General features: G+C 52.0%; 17 protein-coding genes. 5 read left to right on the top strand and 12 right to left on the bottom strand.

The window, feature by feature from the left end; genetic code table 11:
• Positions 1–51 precede the first annotated feature (51 nt).
• The 6 genes from lnt to phoB all read right to left on the bottom strand — a co-directional run bounded on the left by lnt (position 52) and on the right by phoB (position 6218).
• Positions 52–1530, bottom strand: a complete 1479-nt coding sequence (gene lnt / locus B3355_RS03510; RefSeq protein ID WP_292780191.1) for an apolipoprotein N-acyltransferase — start codon at positions 1528–1530, stop codon at positions 52–54.
• Positions 1527–2357, bottom strand: a complete 831-nt coding sequence (locus tag B3355_RS03505; protein ID WP_292780189.1) for a ChbG/HpnK family deacetylase — start codon at positions 2355–2357, stop codon at positions 1527–1529. The genes lnt and B3355_RS03505 overlap by 4 nt, the downstream gene beginning before the upstream one ends.
• A gap of 8 nt (positions 2358–2365) precedes the next feature.
• Entirely contained in the window at positions 2366–2740 is a 375-nt protein-coding gene (locus tag B3355_RS03500) for a GtrA family protein (protein WP_019883353.1), read from the bottom strand.
• A 7-nt stretch (positions 2741–2747) separates the two neighbouring features.
• The gene (locus B3355_RS03495) at positions 2748–3725 is read right to left on the bottom strand and encodes a glycosyltransferase family 2 protein (protein WP_292780186.1); all 978 of its coding nucleotides are present in this window, start codon (positions 3723–3725) and stop codon (positions 2748–2750) included.
• A 47-nt stretch (positions 3726–3772) separates the two neighbouring features.
• Positions 3773–5401, bottom strand: a complete 1629-nt coding sequence (locus B3355_RS03490) for a hypothetical protein (RefSeq protein WP_292780184.1) — start codon at positions 5399–5401, stop codon at positions 3773–3775.
• Between the two features lie 112 nt (positions 5402–5513).
• A complete protein-coding gene (phoB, locus tag B3355_RS03485; RefSeq protein WP_019883356.1) occupies positions 5514–6218 on the bottom strand; it encodes a phosphate regulon transcriptional regulator PhoB in 705 nt (234 codons plus the stop codon).
• Positions 6219–6485: 267 nt separating this feature from the next.
• Here phoB and B3355_RS03480 point away from each other — a divergent pair, with 267 nt between their 5' ends.
• From B3355_RS03480 to nusB, 3 genes are read left to right on the top strand one after another with little or no spacing between them, the layout of a single operon-like run.
• Positions 6486–8048, top strand: coding sequence for an OFA family MFS transporter (locus B3355_RS03480; protein WP_047516345.1), 1563 nt, complete (start codon positions 6486–6488; stop codon positions 8046–8048).
• A gap of 60 nt (positions 8049–8108) precedes the next feature.
• The gene (ribH, locus tag B3355_RS03475) at positions 8109–8558 is read left to right on the top strand and encodes a 6,7-dimethyl-8-ribityllumazine synthase (RefSeq protein WP_024930656.1); all 450 of its coding nucleotides are present in this window, start codon (positions 8109–8111) and stop codon (positions 8556–8558) included.
• Entirely contained in the window at positions 8555–9034 is a 480-nt protein-coding gene (gene nusB / locus B3355_RS03470; RefSeq protein WP_047516342.1) for a transcription antitermination factor NusB, read from the top strand. Before ribH ends, nusB begins: the two co-directional genes overlap by 4 nt.
• A gap of 79 nt (positions 9035–9113) precedes the next feature.
• On the opposite strand, the gene B3355_RS03465 is transcribed toward nusB, so the two are convergent.
• The 6 genes from B3355_RS03465 to B3355_RS03440 all read right to left on the bottom strand — a co-directional run bounded on the left by B3355_RS03465 (position 9114) and on the right by B3355_RS03440 (position 16436).
• Positions 9114–11900: a sensor domain-containing diguanylate cyclase gene (locus B3355_RS03465; protein ID WP_235273429.1), complete on the bottom strand. Its 2787-nt coding sequence runs from the start codon at positions 11898–11900 to the stop codon at positions 9114–9116.
• Between the two features lie 213 nt (positions 11901–12113).
• Positions 12114–12875, bottom strand: a complete 762-nt coding sequence (locus B3355_RS03460) for a UDP-2,3-diacylglucosamine diphosphatase (RefSeq protein ID WP_292780180.1) — start codon at positions 12873–12875, stop codon at positions 12114–12116.
• Between the two features lie 3 nt (positions 12876–12878).
• Entirely contained in the window at positions 12879–13373 is a 495-nt protein-coding gene (locus B3355_RS03455; protein WP_019883364.1) for a peptidylprolyl isomerase, read from the bottom strand.
• Positions 13374–13418: 45 nt separating this feature from the next.
• Positions 13419–13988 carry a peptidylprolyl isomerase gene (locus tag B3355_RS03450; protein WP_292780177.1) on the bottom strand — a complete coding sequence of 190 codons (570 nt, stop codon included), beginning with the start codon at positions 13986–13988 and terminating at the stop codon, positions 13419–13421.
• Positions 13988–15235: a L,D-transpeptidase family protein gene (locus B3355_RS03445; RefSeq protein WP_047516333.1), complete on the bottom strand. Its 1248-nt coding sequence runs from the start codon at positions 15233–15235 to the stop codon at positions 13988–13990. Before B3355_RS03445 ends, B3355_RS03450 begins: the two co-directional genes overlap by 1 nt.
• 109 nt (positions 15236–15344) lie before the next feature.
• On the bottom strand, positions 15345–16436 hold the full coding sequence (locus tag B3355_RS03440) for a tetratricopeptide repeat protein (protein WP_047516331.1): 1092 nt from the start codon (positions 16434–16436) through the stop codon (positions 15345–15347).
• Positions 16437–16699: 263 nt separating this feature from the next.
• On the opposite strand from B3355_RS03440, the gene cysS reads away from it, so the two are divergent.
• Both cysS and argJ read left to right on the top strand, forming a co-directional pair.
• Positions 16700–18058 carry a cysteine--tRNA ligase gene (cysS, locus tag B3355_RS03435; RefSeq protein WP_292780175.1) on the top strand — a complete coding sequence of 453 codons (1359 nt, stop codon included), beginning with the start codon at positions 16700–16702 and terminating at the stop codon, positions 18056–18058.
• Between the two features lie 43 nt (positions 18059–18101).
• On the top strand, positions 18102–19328 hold the full coding sequence (gene argJ, locus B3355_RS03430; protein ID WP_292780173.1) for a bifunctional glutamate N-acetyltransferase/amino-acid acetyltransferase ArgJ: 1227 nt from the start codon (positions 18102–18104) through the stop codon (positions 19326–19328).
• Positions 19329–19384: the final 56 nt, after the last annotated feature.

Here is a 19384-nt window from a genome sequence, read left to right as displayed (position 1 = left end):
TCGCCGAAAAGGCGAAATAGAACGCCTAAATAGCACAACGACCGTAAAGAATTACCTTCTAAACCCAATCCACAACAAGCCACCAATACTCAACACCAGAAACGCCCAGTTCCCCCAAAAAACATAAGGCGTCTGCCCCCGATAGCTCTGCGCTTCACCAGTCAAAATCACCGCCTGATCATGTGCGGCATGCTGCAGTACCTGGCCATTTTTATCGATAATCGCCGTCGCCCCGGTATTGGTACTACGCAATACCATACGCCCGGTTTCCAGCGCACGCACCTGGCTAAACTGCATATGCTGGTCCGCCGCAAACGATTGTCCGTACCAGGCATCGTTGCTGATATTCACCAGCAACTCGGCTTGCGGCAGTTGCTGGGCAATCTCTTCACCAAACACGTCTTCGTAGCAAATATTGACGCCAACTTTTTGTCCCGCAATCAGCAATGGCTGTTTTGAAGTGCCGCGTGATAAATCACTCAGTGGCATATGCAACCAGTCACGGTAAATCCAGCCGAAGACGCTTTTGAGCGGAATAAATTCACCGAAGGGCACCAGATGGCTTTTGGAATAGGCTTGCGTCGGTGACGTACCGAGGCTGATCGCACTATTAAAATATTCACCTTGCCTGGACTCAACAATGCCTACCAGTAAGTCGCCTTGCTGGCTGAGCGCATGCTGTTTAAGCGCATCCAGATACACTGGCGCCAACTGTTCGAGCAACACCGGTAAAGCGGTTTCCGGCAAGACAATCAATTGCGCTTTGGCTTGCTGCACCATGTCGAAATATTGGCGCAAGGTCTGCTCAGCATGCTCGGGCGACCATTTGATGGTTTGGCTGATATTGCCTTGCAATAAAGCGACGCTGACCGGCTGACCCACAGCTTGGGTCCACGGCACCTGCGTGAGTGCGCTGCCGCCAATGAGCAACGCAGCGAGGATACCCGCTGAGCGTAGACGCTGCTGAGTGGTGGCCAAGGCAAGTACACATGCGGCCAACAGCACCACCAATGCCGAGAGACCATAGACACCCAGCACAGGTAGAAAACCTGCCAATGGACTGTCTGGTGCCTGACTATAGCCCAGCGTTAACCAGGGAAAGCCGGTAAAAATCCAGCTGCGCACCCAGTCTGACAAGGCCCATAATAACGGCGCCGCCCATAACAAATGGCCTAAGCGCTTGGCCAGATAGCCTGCGGCTGCTGGGAACAGGGCCATAAACGCACATAGGCACAAGGTGCAGAATCCGGCAAACCACCAGGGCATGCCACCAAAGGTATGCAGGCTGATATAAATCCAGTAGATGCCAAATCCATACAGGCCGAGACCAAAGGCCAGACCCAGTTTAAATACTTGTGCCGGTGTTGCGGCTTGCTGCCATAAACACAGCAAAACGGCCAGGGTTAACCAGGGCAACCAGAACAGGCCATAAGGCGCAAAACCAAGCACCGTGAGTGCACCGATCAAAAGTGCCAGCGCGACACGTTGCCACAGCGGGGCATGGCTTGCCCAGGCTTGAACAGAGCTCAATGCAAGCCTTTCACCGGCTGGATATCCGCCATGGACAGCCAGGCGGAGAAGTCAGCCGACTGCATGACTTGCCATTCAATCATCCTAGCGATGGCAATCGGGTCATGCGGATCAATGACTTGCGTGGGACGCGCCGGATGACACATGAGCACGGGTGGCAGGTCTTTTTCAGAGATGAGCAGTTGTTTGAGCTGCCTGGCCCAGTATAGCCAACGTGCCTGATAGGCCGCCGCATCGCCCTGAAAATCGTAGACGCCCAGCAATACGGGCGAAACCCGGAATCCAGCGGCCTTAGCAAGCTGTTTTAATTTTTCTGCGCCTAGCCAATGGATAAGACGGGCTTTGAGGCCACTGCCCACGGGAGGGCTGGAAATACGCAACCACGGCCGCTCGCTAAGCGGCAAGTGGCCGTATCGATGTTGCAAAATGGTGATTAGTGCCTCGCGGATGATGGGCAGCTGATGCACGTGTAAATGACCATCAATGTAATCTGGCCGCATATGTAACGCATCCTCAAAAGCATCCAGCTGTTGCTTGATATTCGCCATCACCTTTTGTGTGCTGAGCAACCCAGTCAAGCTACGCAACACCAGCACAGGGTGAGAGGCACGCATGGTGCGTGAAAACTGGGTGAAATCAAGATGTAAGCCTAGATCAGCTTTGGTACGCAATTGCGGGGTGAGCTGCCGGGCACTGTCAGGCCAGCGTGGACTCAACGTCATGCAAGAAGTGGCTGTCAATATACCGCGCTCAATCAGCGTCAAAATGGCAGCATCAATCGCAGCCGATTGTGCATAGTCATCAGCACAAATAATGACCTTAGCCATGTAACACCTTAATCATGCTGAAAAGCCCAGAAGCGGCTCAGCAGCCAGGTGCTGATTGCAATCAATACCATGACCACCCCAAGCGCAAACCAGAAAGGCAACGGCGTGTAAGTCAGAGCCAGCCACAACAAGGCCTGGTTGCCAAAAAAACCGAGCAAAGCCACCGCCAGAAACTTGAAAAATGCGGCAAGATGACTTGCCTGTGTGCCACGAAACGACCAGCGGCGATGCCCGATATAACTCACAGGGAAGGCGCATAGAAAACCTAGCCAGTTGGCCTCAGCAGGCTGCCAGCCCCAGGCGTGCGTCAGCAATGCCACGATGTAATGCACGCCTGCAGCCAACGCACCCACACTGACAAACCCTAATACCGAGGCACGCATCTTAACCTCAGGACTGGTGACCGGATGCAGCCGGTGCAACGACTTCAGCCACAATATATGGCGGACGACCTTTGACTTCGTCATAGACACGGGCAAGGTATTCGCCCAGCACGCCAATAAATAACAACTGCACCCCAGCGAAAAACATCATGCTGGCCACCACGGTCGGCCAGCCAGGCACAGACTCATGGAAAAATAAGGCATCCACCACCACCACTGCACCATAGGCAAATGCCAGCAAGGCCAATGTGGCACCGGTCAAGCTGGCCAGGCGTAATGGCAAGACCGAGAAACTGGTAATACCTGTCCAGGCCAGCGCAATCAATTTGAGTTTTGAATAGGCACTTTCGCCGTGCAAGCGCGGCAAGGGTGTGTAAGGAATACCGATAGATTTATAACCCACCCAGGCGTAAATCCCTTTCATAAAGCGGTTACGCTCGGGCAAGGCGCACAAGGCATCAACCACTTTACGGTTCATCAGGCGGAAATCCCCGGCATCACGCGGGATTTCTACATGGGTACTGGCGCTCATCATGCGGTAAAACAGGCGCGAACCCCATAACTTGAAGGAGGACTCCTGCTCACGGTCCTGACGCACGGCATATACCATGTCGTAGCCTTCACGCCATTTTTCCAGCATGGTCAACATCAGCTCAGAGGCATGCTGGCCATCAGCATCCATGCAAATCACCACATCGCCTTTGGCATAACTCAGGCCAGCGCTAATGGCATTTTCTTTGCCAAAGTTACGCGAAAATCTGACCAGGGTCACATGACAATCCTCGACCAGCGATTGCACAACCTGTGCAGTTTGGTCACGGCTGCCATCATCGACCACCACCATATCCCAATGCGGTGACATCTGCTGTAGCACGCCGCGGATATTTTGCAGCGTATGTGCAATGTTTTTTTCTTCATTGTAAGCAGGCACCATCACCGTGATATGCGGTTGGGCGGTGAGGCGGTGAGAGTCAACTGTGGTCATGGCAATCAGATTAGCAGGTTCGATACGGTTATTGTAGCGGATTGCTACTAGTTTTTGGCCGGCGTGGCCAGGCGGTCAGCGCCTTGTAAGTGGCGACGGTCTTTAATCACCGCCAGCCACATGCCCTGCCGCTGTACGCCGCCAATCAGCTTGCCCTTCATGACTTCGTGGCAATGCATATTGGTCGTGGATAAAAAGAAATCTGCTTCATCCCAACGACGGGTCACACTAAAGCGGCCATCGAGGTAGGGTTCTATTTGTGGTGTATCGACACAGGCCGCCACCCAGTAAGGTTTGGTGCGCGCAGGCAAATGCATCTCGGTGAGCTGATCAGTCGCCACACGTAAAGCGCTGGACCAGTAATCGCCCTCCCATTTAAATTGCGCCTGGGTTTGATCACCAGCCAGGCGGTTGAGTCTGGCGTATTGGTATGGATGCAATTGCACAATATCGACCAAGGTCACCAGCATCAGGCCGCCAATCACGCCAGCCCAAATGGCCTGATAGGCGACTCTTGCGTGCAGATGACTGTGCGCCAATGCCTGCCATACGGCCACAATCGCCCAGGCGGAGAAGATCGCTAACAAAGGCAATAAAAAGGTAAAGTGACGCACGCCGTTATACAAAGCAGGCCGGTCATCCATCACGAAGACGAGTGGAAACAAGATACCCACCAACAGGGTATACATGACCATGCGTGTAGACTGATCAGCCAGTTGCAAGGCCTGGCGGCCAGCGAACCACAGCAAAGGCAGGCTGAAGATGCCTAATAAAGCCGCCTCAGGTAATTTAACCGCCAGATACTGAAACAGATAACTGCGCGGCACTTCGCTGATGTTGTAGACCACGCCATTGGCAATGGTCTGCATATTAAAGTCAAAGTGCGAGAAGGACTTGGCGGCTTCCAGCAAATTGTCCGGCTCAATCACACTCCACGGCCAGCACATGGCCATGAATACAAAGGCCAGCACGGCGGCCGGCAGCAAAACAACCACCATGCGCAGCAGGCGCGACCATATCGGCGTACGTTCATATTTGTGATCGAGCAACACACGCACAAGCACCAGCAACACCAGATAGATCACGGCAAAAGCGCCGCCAACGCGCAAGCCTAATGCGCCGCCGACTGCGAACCCAAGCAGCACAATGGCTTTGCCACTGACATTTTCCATATCGCGCACCACCAGCGCGGTGGCATACAGCGCCCATAACATGCAGGTGGCAAACGGCACATCTTTGGTATGGGTAAACATGGTGCCAGACCACGATACCGTGAGGAACAGCAGGGTCATGGCTAGCAATGCCAGGCGCTCGCCACCCAGCAAATACGCGAATCTGGACACGCCGTAAAAGCCCAGCAAACCAAACAAGGCCGAGAGCAAGTGACGTATATCCCAGATCATGATCGGGATATACGGGTCCAGCGCAGCGGCAATAATGTCAAACAAGCCGCCATACAGGTAGAGATTTCGGTAGTGAAAAGCGTCCTGGTCTTTAAAACCGGACTGATACCAGTCGAGCAGCATCTGGCCGTAAGTATGCTGTACATACTCGTCGTTGCTGATGCCGTGCTGGCGGAAAGTGAGGGCTACCCAAATAATTAATGCCAGCCAAAAGAAACGTATCAAGCAGCGATACGTAGCAGCTGAGCAAGCTTGGGTAAAAAGGTGTTTCATGGGCTATTTAATCGTGAAAAATCAACACGCGCAAGCGTATCACGACACCCTGCCTGAGGATAGAGCGCGACCCCTGTCACGCTCAAATAAATCCTGGCCAGGCGAAAGCGGTTTAATTGCCAGGATCAGTATGCACGGAAAAGCGATAACCGGAACCACGCACGGTCTGGATCATTTCCTCATGCTTGGAAGCTACCAGTGCATTGCGCAGGCGGCGAATATGCACATCGACCGTACGGTCTTCAACAAACACGCGGTCACCCCATACCTTATCCAACAGCTGTGTGCGGCTATGCACGCGCTCAGGATTGGTCATAAAGAAGTGCAGCAATTTAAACTCTGTCGGGCCCAGCGGGATATGCACATTATGGCCAGTCACGCGGTGTGTGGTCGGGTCCAGGTGCAAACCGGCGATTTCAATCGGATCATCAGTCATTTGCGGTGCGCGCCTGCGCAACACGGCTTTGATACGCGCATTCAACTCACGCGGGCTAAATGGCTTGGTCACATAATCGTCTGCGCCTACTTCCAGGCCGCGTACTTTATCAAACTCGTCACCACGTGCAGTCAGCATGATAATCGGTACTTCTTTAGTCAGGCTGTCAGATTTCAGGCGGCGGGCAAACTCAATACCGCTCATGCCAGGCAACATCCAGTCCAGCAAGATCAGGTCTGGCATGGTTTCACGTAACAACATTTGTGCATGTTCGACGCTGGTGGCACGGATAGCGTGATGCCCCGCCTGCTTGATATTTAACGCCAGCAATTCCTGAATTGCCGGTTCGTCTTCTACCACCAAAATATTCGCTGCTGCCATGACACTCCCTTTAAGCAATATGAGATCAAAGTATTGATTGAATGCTCGCCAGTTTATGAATGAATTATGACATTTTAATGACAACATCACATAAATTTAATTTTGCTGTTATTGCCTTTTAGGCCAAATTGTAACAAGATGTAACGGCAGAAAATAAAGGGGTTTTTAATCTTGCTTAATCTTTCCAAAGAACACATCACCGCTGGCAGCCATTTCAATCGCTGGCTGGTACCACCGGCAGCACTGGCAGTACATCTCTCTATCGGCATGGCTTATGGCTTTAGCGTATTCTGGAAACCGCTGGGCAACGCGCTCACTGGGCCAGATGGCAAACCAGTGGCCGCCTGCGCCGCAGGGGCAAGCACCTTTGCCGATAAACTGGCAGGCACCGCCAAAGCGCTGACCGCTACTGACTGCAACTGGACCCAGTTTGACCTGGGCTGGATGTATACCTTGTTTTTCGTCCTGCTGGGCTGCTCTGCGGCCGTCTGGGGTGGCTGGCTAGAGCGTGCAGGTCCGCGCAAGGCAGGCCTGGTTGCCATGCTTTGCTGGTGTGGTGGCTTGCTCATTTCCGCCCTCGGTGTTTATCAACACCAGCTATGGATGATGTGGCTGGGCAGCGGTGTCATTGGTGGCATCGGCCTCGGGTTGGGCTATATTTCACCGGTATCCACCCTGATCAAATGGTTTCCTGATCGCCGCGGCATGGCCACAGGCCTGGCGATCATGGGCTTTGGCGGCGGCGCCATGATAGGCTCACCACTGGCAACTAAACTCATGAGCATATTCGCGACGCCCACCGCCCCCGGTGTGTGGCAAACCTTCGTCGTACTGGCCGTGATTTACGCCGTCTTTATGACTTGTGGCTCACTGGGCTATCGCGTACCGGCCGCCAACTGGAAGCCTGCTGGCTGGACACCGCCAGACACTCAACACAACCGCCTGGTTGCCACCCGTCATGTGCACCTGAAAAATGCGCACAAAACGCCGCAATTCTGGTTGCTGTGGCTGATTCTGTGTATGAATGTGTCTGCTGCCATCGGCATTATCGGTGCCGCAGCGCCCATGTTGCAGGAAACGTTTGGCGGGGTACTGATCGGCCAGCCTGCACTTGGGTTTGCCGACATCAAGGCAGATGAAGCGCTGACCGCTGCAGCCGCAGCGGTAGGCGCAGGTTTTGTCGGGCTGATTTCACTGTTTAACATTTTCGGCCGTATCGGCTGGGCCACCTCGTCAGACAAACTGGGGCGCCAAACGACCTATTTCATCTTTTTTGTACTCGGCATCATGATGTATGTCTGCGGCACTTATGCGGCCAATCATCACCAACTGGCCTTGTTCCTGCTGGTGTTCTGCATCATTGCCTCCATGTATGGCGGCGGCTTTGCTACCATTCCGGCCTACCTGGCTGACTTGTTCGGTACGCAGTTTGTAGGCGCTATCCACGGCCGCCTGCTTACTGCCTGGTCAACCGCAGGCATTCTGGGCCCGGTCATCGTCAACTACCTGCATGACGTGCGACTGGAGGCCAACGTCCCCTATGCCGATATTTATGCGCCGATATTTATGACGTTAGCGGCCTTACTCGGCGTCGGCTTTGTGGCCAACTTGCTGGTCAGACCGGTGGCTGACAAATACTTCATGTCAGACAGCGAATTGGCAGCAGAGCAAAGTGGTGGCAAAAACACCACCCAGCAGGCGGTGAACATCAAGCAGGATGACCAGAAAACACCTGCCATTCTGGTCAAACTGGCGTGGCTTGCTGTCCTGATTCCCATCAGTTATGGCATCTGGATGACGGTACAAAAAGCCTGGTCACTATTCGCGTAATCCGTAACGTAGCCGTTTGGGTTAAAATAGCGGTTTATGTTTTAACCCACGGACGCACAAGTGAACAAAATTGCTCAAAACCTGGACGGTAACGGTAAAAAAATCGGTATCGTCCTCTCCCGTTTTAATGAAAACATTGGCGCAGGCTTGTTGCAAGCCTGCGAACAGGAACTGCTCAAACTGGGCGTCAACGCTGAAGACATCACCCTCGCCACCGTACCAGGTGCGCTGGAAACCCCGCTGGTGCTATTGCACATGGCCATGACTGAAAAGTACGATGCCTTGATCGCGCTGGGTGCCATTATCCGCGGTGAGACCTACCACTTTGAAGTAGTTTCCAATGAGTCTGCACGTGGCATTTCAGAAGTACAACGCGATACAGGCGTGCCAGTTGCCAATGCAATTCTCACCACAGAAAACGATGAGCAAGCTGAAGTACGCGTAGCGGTAAAAGGCGCAGAAGCCGCCCAAGCTGCCATTGAAATGGCGAACTTAGTGAGCGCACTATGAGTGAAGATAAAGCAGCGGTGAGCCAGGAAAAAGCTGCGCCAGCCAAAAGCAAAGGCAGCAAAAACCGCCGCAAATCACGCGAGCTGGCACTGAAAGCGCTCTACCGCAACCGCATGAATGCCGGTGATGTGAAGCAACTGCGCCTGGACAGCCTGGATGACCCGGATTACTTCAAGGCCGACGAGACGTACTTCAAGCAATTGCTCACTGGCGTGCTCGATCACACGACCGACATTGATGCCATGATCAGCCAGTTTATTGACCGCCAGCTGGAAGAACTGAGCCCGATCGAACATGCCATTTTGCGCATCTCCGGCTATGAGCTGATGTTTGATGTCAGCATTCCTTACCGCGTTGCGATCAATGAAGGTGTTGAGCTGGCTAAAGCTTATGGCGGTATTGATGGTCATAAATACATCAATGGCGTACTGGATAAAATTGCTGCGCAGGTCAGACCGCACGAATTTAAGCGCTAGACGCCTAACCGTAGTGACCAGACATAAAAAAGCCCTGCATACAGGGCTTTTTTATTGCGCAGCGTATGAGCACGGGCTGTTATTCAGAATAGACGTGGTAGCCATTGCGCCCGGCGCCTTTGGCTTCATACATGGCGATATCGGCCTGTTTCATCCACTCAGTCACCGTCACCTGCGTACCTGCAGCACACACAGCCACCCCAATACTGACGCCAATATGAATACTGCGTTCATTCACTTGCACTGGCAGTACAAAGCTATTCAGGATTTTTTGCGCCACATGCTCAGCATCATCACGCTGCGTGAGTTCTGGCAGCAACATCACGAACTCGTCCCCGCCCAGCCTGGACACCGTATCACCTTGCCGCAAACTGCCCTGCAGTCGCGTGGAGACCTCTTTTAAAATCACATCGCCTACATCATGGCCAAGCGTATCGTTAATCTGCTTGAAATGGTCAATATCCAGGAACAGTAATGCCGCAGCCTGCTTCGCATGCGGCAAGCGCGCATGCACCTGATGCAACCTGCTGAGCAACATCCGGCGATTGGGCAAGCCGGTCAGCGCATCAAAATAGGCCTCTTGTGTGACTTCATCATACTGATGCTTACGTGCCGTAATATCTTCGATCTGGGCAATAAAATATTGCGGCGCATCCTCATCATCGCGAAAAATAGACACCGACAATTGCACCCACACCACGGCTTGATCGAGGCGGATATAACGTTTCTCCATCTGATAGGCGTTTATTTTGCCATCTAGCAGTTGCTGCACATATTCCAGATCCTTAGCCAGATCATCAGCATGGGTGATTTCCTGGAATGTCGTCGCCACGAGGGCCTCGTTGGTATAGCCTACAATGTTGCACAATGCCTGGTTCACCTTGGTAAAGCGCCCCTCCAGTGACACGATGGCCATACCAATCGGCGCAAACTCCATAATCTCGCGAAAACTTTTTTCACTGGCACGCAGGGCAGACTCTGTCTTCTTACGGCTGCTGATATCATCAAATACCACCACAGCACCACTGACTTTACCGTCACGGATAATTGGCACCGAGGTTACATCCATATAAATGGGCTGGCCGCCACATCGCCAGAACACTTCATCTGAGGTCTTGATCGCTTGCCCACTGCGCATCACCTGGCACAGTACGCAATCCTGCTCAGCATGGGGCGACTCATCCGCCTTCTTATAATGTAACAGGGCATGTGCACTCTTACCCAACAACGCGCCCTGCTCCCAGCCCAGCAAACGCCGCGCCTCCGGATTGGTAAACGTGATCAGGCCATGCATATCTGTGACGTAAATGCCCTCCCCCAGGGTATCTGTAATCTCTTGGAACCTGACAGCACTTTCCTTGAGTGCCAGCGTTTTTTCATTCACTTGCGCCAGCACCCTGGCCGTGAAACCGGTGCCGATCAGCAGGATAGACCCCACCAGCCCGATACAAAAAATCCCGACTGCCAGCATGCTCCAGCTTTGCCAGCCCCGATGTTGGGCATAATAGCGATGAGACGGTGAAATATTGAGCCGATAATGCTTGGTGCCAAACTTGAAGTCACGGCTAAATACCACATCAGACTGCGCATCCGTCACAGCGGCATATACAACGGCCTGACTTTCCATCTCCACCAGTTGCACATTCAACAATGATGCTGTCCGCGCAAATAAGGCGCCAAAAAAGTCCTTATTCACCAGCACCGTTTGCACCACTCCATCGTAGCGATATCCATGCACGGGATACATCAACAGCAAGCCAGTTTCATGCCCCGAATACAGGTATAACTGGATAGGGGCAGTCACCACCGCAGTATTTTGCTTGAAGGCCTGCAAAATGGTCATTTTGCGATTATCGAGTGCAGCCAAATCAAAGCCGACCACCCGCTGCGTCTGCGCTGTGGTTGGTTCAATATAAGTCAGTGGAAAATAATAAGGCCGTATTTTTGCCGTGAGCCATTGCTCAGCCGGGCCTGGCTCACGGATATCAAAACCGGGGGACTCTGCCTGCATCCGGGCCACAAAGCTGGCACGTTCGGCCTGACGAATCTTGGGCACCCATTCAATGGCATAAATCATCGGGTATTTATCCAGCGTCACTTTGACAAAGCTACGGAAATCCGCCTGACTAATGTCTGACTGCTGATAGGTAAACAAGGCGCTGATTTGTGCCAGCACAGCCTCTTGCGATTCCAGCCGCACACGTAATTGCTCGGATAATTGGCTGGCCATGCCATCAAATTCGGTCAACGACTCCTTACGCTCCCATTTGCTGGCCGTGACAAAGGCTAATACCAGTAAAGCAAACAATATGAGCATAGGCACTGCCACGGTTTGCAAGCGCCTTCTCCACAATGGCCGCGGCTGGCCGAGGAAGACCAGCGTGAATGGCAGCATCACAATCAGGCCAAGGAAGTCTCCTACCCACCATGATACCCAGCTTGCCAATACACTGTGCTGGTCGAGTAACCCCAGCATAAACAGCCCCGTCACAGATAAGCTGGCGCTCACCAGGCAGATTAACGGCGCATACAACAAAAAACGCACGACATCACTGGGAGCATCCAGCGTGGTGGGATAAGTAATGATCCGGCGCAGCCATGTCCCGCCACACCAGGCCTGTACGGATGAAGCCACGGCAATCAACATTGCCACCGCTAGTCCGAGCTGACTCCAGTGATGGCTGGCCGTATAGCCGACCCATAAATTCAGTAGTAATGATCCGCAAAAAATGGCGGGTAAGGCACGCTGCCCGATCAGATAAGTCACCGCAATGGCGATACCGGCGGGCGGGAAAATAGCGGAGGCATAACCAGGAGGCACTGCCAGCATCAAGCCCAGCTTGCCGGTGATGATATAAATCAACACCAAGGCCAAGCTAAAAAGAATGCCTTTGCTGTGAGTAGAGGGTCGTGGAAACATCAATAACAATATTCAAACACGGTGCGTGCAAATGTGTCGCTGAATAAAAACATACGTGTATTCAGTCAGCAGCTTAACACTGCGGCGTACTCAAGCATGACAGAAATTAAGTAACAAAACGCCGCTTATTTGCCCCATACAGCTGTTTGCAAAAAAAGATCAGGCCAACAACGATAGGGTGTGGAGCTGTAAACCATGCGCGTCCCAGCGGGCACACACGGCATCATCATGCCAGTCACCCAATACGATACGCTCACAGACATGGCCATCAATCTGCACAGGGTGACGCCCCGGCCTATGTGTATGGCCATGCAACAAGATATCCGGGTAATCATACTGGCGCAGCAAAGCCAGCACAGCCGCTGCATTCACATCCATAATATCCATGGGTTGCGTGGTTTGGGCGTGCATCGCCTTGTTTTGTGTACTTTGCTGACGCGCCTGTTCGGCAAAGGCCAGTCGGGCGGCGAGCGGCTGTGACAGAAAAGCCTGCTGCCATTGCGGCGTGCGTACCTGACTACGGAACTGTTGATAAGCCACATCATCGGTACACAAGGCATCACCATGGCTCAAAAGAATGCGTGTTTCGCCTAATGTCAGCAAGGTTGGATCAGACAACAATTGCAAGCCACTGGCTTGCGCAAAACCTTGGCCAATTAAGAAATCACGGTTGCCATGCATAAAGTATAACTTCACGCCCTGGTCCGAGAGCGCACGTAACGCTTGCACAATCGGTACAAACTCCGCGCCATGCTGCGGGTCAGCGAGAATATCATCGCCCACCCACACTTCAACAAAATCACCGAGGATATACAGCGCTTCAGCCGTCGTAACTTCCGTCCGCAGCCAATGCAAAAAAGCCTGCGTTACCGCAGGCCTTTGCGCACATAAGTGCAGATCAGAAATGATCCATGTGGTCATGCCTTAGGCAACCACAACGGCTTTTTCAATGATCACTGGTTCCACTGGCACATCCTGGTGGCCAGCGCGATTGGTCGTTGGTACGGCTTTGATCTTGTCGATCACGTCCATGCCTTCAACCACTTTACCGAAGACACAGTAACCCCAACCCTGGCTGGTCGGTGCAGTAAAGTTGAGGAAGTCGTTATCTTTCACGTTGATAAAGAATTGTGCAGACGCTGAATCCGGCACCATGGTACGCGCCATGGCCAAGGTGTATTTGTCGTTAGACAAGCCATTATCAGCCTCGTTTTTGATGGTTGCGTCGGTCGCTTTTTGCTTCATGTTGGTGTCAAAACCGCCACCCTGAATCATGAAGTCGTTAATCACGCGATGAAAAATCACGCCATCATAAAAACCTTTTTCAACGTAGCTCAAAAAGTTAGCCACGGTAATCGGGGCTTTTTCTGCGTTGAGTTCAATCGTAATATCGCCAAAATTGGTAGTCAGTTTGACCAAAATATTCTCCGTTTATTGAGGATGATGATAGTTATTTACTAACCGTTACTTGCTAGTCACTATCGTTGCACGTTTAATGATGACCGACCGAATCGGCACATCTGAAAAGCCGCGTTGGTTGCCAGTAGGCAAATTGCTGATTTTAAACACCACGTCCATACCAGACACCACCTTACCAAACACACAGTAACCGATTCTGTCAGGCTCCGGGCTGCTGTAATCCAGAAACTGGTTGTCAGCGACATTGACAAAAAATTGCGCAGTGGCTGAGTTAGGATCTTGCGTACGCGCCATGGCGATGGTGCCGGTCTGATTGACCAGGCCATTACCGGCCTCATTGACAACCGGTGCTCGGGTTGGTTTTTCTGTCAGCTCGCGATCAAAGCCGCCGCCCTGGATCATGAAACGGCCAATCACACGGTGAAAAATGGTATTAGTATAAAAACCGTCTTTCACATATTGCAAAAAGTTTTCCACCGTTTTAGGCGCTTTGTCAGCATACACCTCAACCGAAAAATTACCCTGATTGGTTTCAAACAGTACTTGCGTTGCCGCATTCGCCACACCCACTGCGGCCAACAAGCAACACCCTAATACCCAAGACAACACACGCATCACGCTGATCCTTCGTACAAAATTTTCCATTCACCATTCTCCTGCACCCAGTATTGTCGTTTTTTCATGACATTACGTAATGCAGCGCTCACATATTCCTGCTCAAAGTCTACGACCACCATATTTCGCTTGGAGTTCGGATAAGTGAACATGCTCACCTCAGACAGATTGACGCTCACCTTGGGCTTGGCCGCCTGAATCTGGCGCTTGTAACTCGTCCATCTGGACAAATCACCTTCAGAATAGAAGAAGTCGCTGGTGTAATGAGACAGGTAAGCATCGGTATTTTGCGAAGCCCAGTCTTTACGCCACTGTTCGATCGCAGATTTAAGATCTGCTTTGTGACGGTCCTGATGACGCACAGAATCTGGATTCACCCACTGAAAATTGACACCAATCACGACTGGCGTATTGCCCGCCTGTAACACTTCCTGCAGGGCTTTCATGTCAGGGTTGGACAACACCACACAACCATCACTGGCGCGTGGCGGACGGCTGTAAGTATCCCTGGGCGTGCCATGTATCCAGATACCGGAACCAGTCTTGCGCTCGTAACTGTCAATCTCATTCGGATAATTGAGCGGATACGCTGCATCGCCATACAAGTCCGGCAAGGGGCGATTGAGTTTACGCGAGGCAAAATAAACGCCTATTGGCGTCCGCTTGTCACCCTGGTCTTTTTTGCCGATACCGTTTTTACCGATAGTGACATAATAATCAGCGACATAGCGCAACACATCGCCCTGCCCCTTTTCATAGACATACAGACGTGAGCGCGCGGTATCGACAAACAGGATGTGGCTTTGCTTTTCTGACAACTCCACCAGCATATTGGGCTGGGTCAAGCCACGGTTACGGTCAAAATAATTGCGGATACGGATTTCAGCTTCTTCTTTGAAATCCTGAATGCGGGTGACATCTGCCGTATTAGCATCACCAAAATTATTTAAAATCCTGGCTTTGGCAGAAAGCAAATCGCCATGAATCAGATGGGCAAGGGCAAAGTTGGGAGAGATCGTCAGCAACTGGTCAACATAATCCAGCGCCTGTTGCAAACGGCCTTCTTTAATCGATTGCAGAGTTTGCACCAACATGCGTTCAACCGCATTGGTGTTTTTATTTTGGACGAACAAACGCGCAGTTAACGCTTCATGGTTAACCGCGGTTGCATTCCAAGGCAATAACGCAGCACTGACAAACGCAATATAGCAGTACTTTCTTAAACTCCTCATACCGATATTATACATTTGTTTAATTAAAATCTTGCGCGCTTAACCAGCCAAATTCGCCCCTTATTTAGCGATTTTAAAGGCGTGCCGTCGAACAGCGCACGCTTTAATTTAGCTTAGAACAACTTTAGAACTTACCGACGCGCTCTTGCTGAATTAACCAGCGACCGCCTTCTTTCACCAGATTCAGCGTTTTGTTCGAGTTTGCATCCAGGCCAGTGGCTTTATAGGCCTGACGGAAGGTCACCTTGGCTGCACTATCACTCTCGACTTTGACTGCCAGATTACTCAGCTTGACTGAAATCTTGCTTGGGCGGCTGACGCGATCACGACGGGTAGACTCCCACTGCTTGCGTGATTCGCCTGCTGGTGTTTTAAAGTCTTTGGCGTAGCTATCCAGATACTTGTCTACATTTTGTGCTGCCCACGCATCCGCCCAGGCATTCACAGCATCCAGCACGATACGCTCCTGATGGTCAGTTGCCGGTTTCGCTTCTACCGGCTTGGATTCAACCACTGTTGGTTTTTTGGTCTCAGCGACGACAGGTGGTGTGACCGTTGACGGCGGCGATGGCTGCGCTGCAGAAGGCGGATTCACTACCGCAGTATTGACTGGCGGCGGGGTCACCGCAGGCGTAGTGGCTGCTGGCGCAGGCGGTACAGCCGTTGCAGTACGCGCCACAGTACGCTTGCCACCAAACAAATCAGTAATCATGGCCAGCTTGCTTTGCGCACGACTATTGGAGGTGTCTAGCTTCAACGCCTTGTCGTAAGCTTCTGAGGCCAGGCGCGCATAAATATCACCCAGATTCTCATGCGCAGTGGCGTAGCTAGGATGCGTTTTGATCGCAGATTCCAGCGCTTTTCTGGCTTTATCATACTGACCTTGATCCGCATACAGCACGGCCAGATTGTTATAAGGCTCAGGCAAGTTAGGGTATTTTTCAGTGAGTTCGGTAAATGACTTGATCGCCTCATCGCGCTTACCCAGCTCTACCAGAATCACGCCGCGCATAAACATGGCTTCAGCGTTTTTAGGGTTGGCAGACAGATAATTATTCACACGCTCCAAAGCGGCCGCCTGGTTGCCCTGCTCGGACAACTGGTTGATCTCACGTAGTTCCACATTGGTTTGGCCCGCAAAAGTAGAATGAGACAAGGCGACCTGGCTTAAAAGGACAGCCAACACCAGCAAAGATTTTTTTAATGTTGCGTTCATGAGTTTATTACCTGAGCAATCGTTGATTTTTAGCAGTATGTTATACTTGGATTGTACAAGAGACAGTGCGTATTTAGGTGATTATTACACGATGATTCAGCACCAATTTGTGTCCTGCGTGGTTTACCTGACAACAAACAATCAAGCAATGGCAACCCTCGCCGACGCAAAAACAAAAAGCACCACACGTGTTAACATAAATTAAACACTACAATATTTCTGCTAATTTTATCACGCATTAATCCTTTTTACATTTCGTTAGCATGTTAAAACTACACAACACCCTTTCCCGCAGCAAGCAAGTCTTCCAGCCCATCACAGAAAAAACCGTCAGCATGTACGTCTGCGGCATGACCGTATATGACTTTTGCCATCTGGGCCACGCACGCGTCATGGTGGTGTTTGACATGGTGGCACGCTGGTTTCGCACCAGCGGCTATAAAGTGACTTACGTACGCAATATCACCGATATTGACGACAAAATCATCAAACGTGCCAATGAAAACAACGAAAGCATCCAAAGCCTGACGCAGCGTTTTATTACCGCAATGGATGAAGACTCGGCCAAACTCGGCATTATCCGCCCCGACATTGAGCCACGCGCCACCGAGCACGTGCAAGGCATGCTGGACATGATTAGCCAGCTCATAGAAAAAGGCTTTGCCTACCAGGCCAGCAATGGCGATGTGTTTTATAAAGTGCGGAGCTTTAACGACTACGGCAAACTCTCTGGCAAGTCACTCGAAGACCTGCGTGCAGGTGAGCGTGTCGATGTCGACACCTTCAAGCAAGACCCGCTGGACTTCGTATTATGGAAATCTGTAAAACCGGGCGAACCCTACTGGGAATCCCCCTGGGGGAATGGTCGCCCAGGCTGGCATATTGAATGCTCTGTCATGAGCGCGGCACACCTTGGCGCACACTTTGATATCCATGGCGGTGGCCAGGACTTGCAGTTCCCGCACCACGAAAACGAAATCGCCCAATCCGAAGCCACCCATGACTGCACCATGGCTAATTACTGGATGCACAATGGCTTTATCCGTGTCGATGACGAAAAAATGTCCAAATCCCTGGGCAATTTTTTTACCATTCGCGAAGTGCTGGAAAAGTATGACCCGGAAGTCGTGCGTTTTTTCATTCTGCGCGCACATTACCGCAGCCCGCTCAATTACTCGGACAAACACCTGGATGATGCCAAAGCCTCTTTGACGCGCCTGTATACCGCATTGCGTGGCATAGAGACTGCCGACAGCGCCATCAACTGGGATCAGCCACAGGCCGCCAAATTCAAGGCAGCCATGGACGATGACTTCAATACACCAGAAGCCATCGCCGTCTTATTTGAACTCGCCAACGACTTAAACAAAGACAAATCCGCCGCTACTGCCGCATTATTGAAACAATTGGCTGCGATTATCGGCCTTTTGCAACGCGATCCGGAAAGCTTTATGCAAGGCGAAAGCGACAGCGCGCTCGACGTCGAAAGCCTGATCGCAGCGCGCATTGCTGCCAAAACAGCCAAAAATTACGCTGAAGCTGACCGTATCCGCAAAGAGCTGGCCGATGCCGGTATTATTCTGGAAGATACCCCACAAGGCACGACCTGGCGTCGCGCCTGACTGCGTAAAAACATTATTCTTTTGAAACATTGAAGGAACACGGATGCCCGTCAAACTATCTGCCCCTGCTGCCGAAACGTTATTGCCCGTCAAAGGCGTACAACTGGGTTTTGCCCAGGCGCATATTCGCAAACCCAACCGCAAAGACGTGCTGGTCATCACCGTGCCTGAGGGCAGCAGTGTCTCTGGCGTGTTTACGCTTAACCGCTTTTGTGCGGCGCCCGTGACGGTCTGCAAACAGCATTTGCAGCATAACAAAGGCATCCGCGCGCTGTTGGTGAATACCGGCTGTGCCAACGCAGGCACTGGCCAGCAAGGCCTGGACGATGCCCGCGCCAGCTGTATCGGCGTCGCACAAGCACTCAACATCAGCCCAGAACAGGTATTACCCTTCTCCACCGGCGTCATCCTGGAAACCCTGCCAATGGAAAGACTGCTGGCAGGCATCGCCCCGGCTGTCGACAACTTGCAAGAAAACAACTGGTTAAATGCCGCAGAAGCGATTATGACCACCGACATTGTGGCCAAAGGCACTTCGCGTCAATTAGTCATTGACGGCAAACCAGTCACAATTACCGGCATCAGCAAAGGTTCCGGCATGATCCACCCCAATATGGCCACCATGCTGGGGTATATCGCCACCGATGCCGCCATTAGCCAAGTTGCACTCGACAGCATCATCCAACACGCTGTGAATAAATCATTTAACTGCATCACGGTCGATGGCGACACCAGCACCAACGACAGCCTGATCCTGATGGCCACCGGCCAGGCAGGCAATGCAGTCATCAACGAGCAAAGCGCTGATTTTGTAGCCTTGCGTGATGCGCTGACCGAAGTCGCAACAGAACTGGCACAAGCCATTGTGCGCGACGGTGAAGGCGCCACCAAGTTTATGACCATCAAGGTTGAAGCGGGTAAAGATGAAGAAGAGTGCCGTAAAGTGGCTTACGCCATCGCTCACTCGCCCCTGATTAAAACCGCATTTTTCGCCTCAGACCCAAACCTGGGCCGCATCTTGGCCGCGATTGGCTATGCCGGCATTGATGACCTGGACGTGAACACCATACAGCTGTATCTGGGCGATGTATTAGTCGCTGAAAAAGGCGGTCGTGCAGCGAGTTATGCCGAAGAACAAGGCGCAGCCGTGATGAAGGAAAGTGATATTCTGGTACGCGTGGTGTTGAATCGTGGCGATGCAGATGCCACGGTGTGGACCTGCGACTTTTCTTATGATTATGTGAAGATTAATGCAGACTATCGCTCCTAATCTTGCCCACATTTAAGTATCGTCCTCTTTCGCCTGTAGGCGAGTCACTTTCTGAT

Origin of the sequence: Methylophilus sp. UBA6697 (assembly GCF_002454655.1) — a bacterium.
Lineage (GTDB): Bacteria > Pseudomonadota > Gammaproteobacteria > Burkholderiales > Methylophilaceae > Methylophilus.
The sequence above is the reverse complement of the archived record's forward strand: the minus strand, read 5'-3'. Positions and strand labels throughout refer to the sequence as shown.

What these genes read in the sequence shown, in the direction of transcription:
- B3355_RS03505 (WP_292780189.1), bottom strand. Translation starts at nt 2,357, where the DNA reads ATGGCTAAGGTCATTATTTGTGCTGATGACTATGCACAATCGGCTGCG.
- B3355_RS03500 (WP_019883353.1), bottom strand. Translation starts at nt 2,740, where the DNA reads ATGCGTGCCTCGGTATTAGGGTTTGTCAGTGTGGGTGCGTTGGCTGCA.
- B3355_RS03495 (WP_292780186.1), bottom strand. Translation starts at nt 3,725, where the DNA reads ATGACCACAGTTGACTCTCACCGCCTCACCGCCCAACCGCATATCACG.
- B3355_RS03490 (WP_292780184.1), bottom strand. Translation starts at nt 5,401, where the DNA reads ATGAAACACCTTTTTACCCAAGCTTGCTCAGCTGCTACGTATCGCTGC.
- phoB (WP_019883356.1), bottom strand. Translation starts at nt 6,218, where the DNA reads ATGGCAGCAGCGAATATTTTGGTGGTAGAAGACGAACCGGCAATTCAG.
- B3355_RS03480 (WP_047516345.1), top strand. Translation starts at nt 6,486, where the DNA reads ATGGCTTATGGCTTTAGCGTATTCTGGAAACCGCTGGGCAACGCGCTC.
- nusB (WP_047516342.1), top strand. Translation starts at nt 8,555, where the DNA reads ATGAGTGAAGATAAAGCAGCGGTGAGCCAGGAAAAAGCTGCGCCAGCC.
- B3355_RS03460 (WP_292780180.1), bottom strand. Translation starts at nt 12,875, where the DNA reads ATGACCACATGGATCATTTCTGATCTGCACTTATGTGCGCAAAGGCCT.
- B3355_RS03450 (WP_292780177.1), bottom strand. Translation starts at nt 13,988, where the DNA reads ATGCGTGTGTTGTCTTGGGTATTAGGGTGTTGCTTGTTGGCCGCAGTG.
- B3355_RS03445 (WP_047516333.1), bottom strand. Translation starts at nt 15,235, where the DNA reads ATGTATAATATCGGTATGAGGAGTTTAAGAAAGTACTGCTATATTGCG.
- B3355_RS03440 (WP_047516331.1), bottom strand. Translation starts at nt 16,436, where the DNA reads ATGAACGCAACATTAAAAAAATCTTTGCTGGTGTTGGCTGTCCTTTTA.
- cysS (WP_292780175.1), top strand. Translation starts at nt 16,700, where the DNA reads ATGTTAAAACTACACAACACCCTTTCCCGCAGCAAGCAAGTCTTCCAG.
- argJ (WP_292780173.1), top strand. Translation starts at nt 18,102, where the DNA reads ATGCCCGTCAAACTATCTGCCCCTGCTGCCGAAACGTTATTGCCCGTC.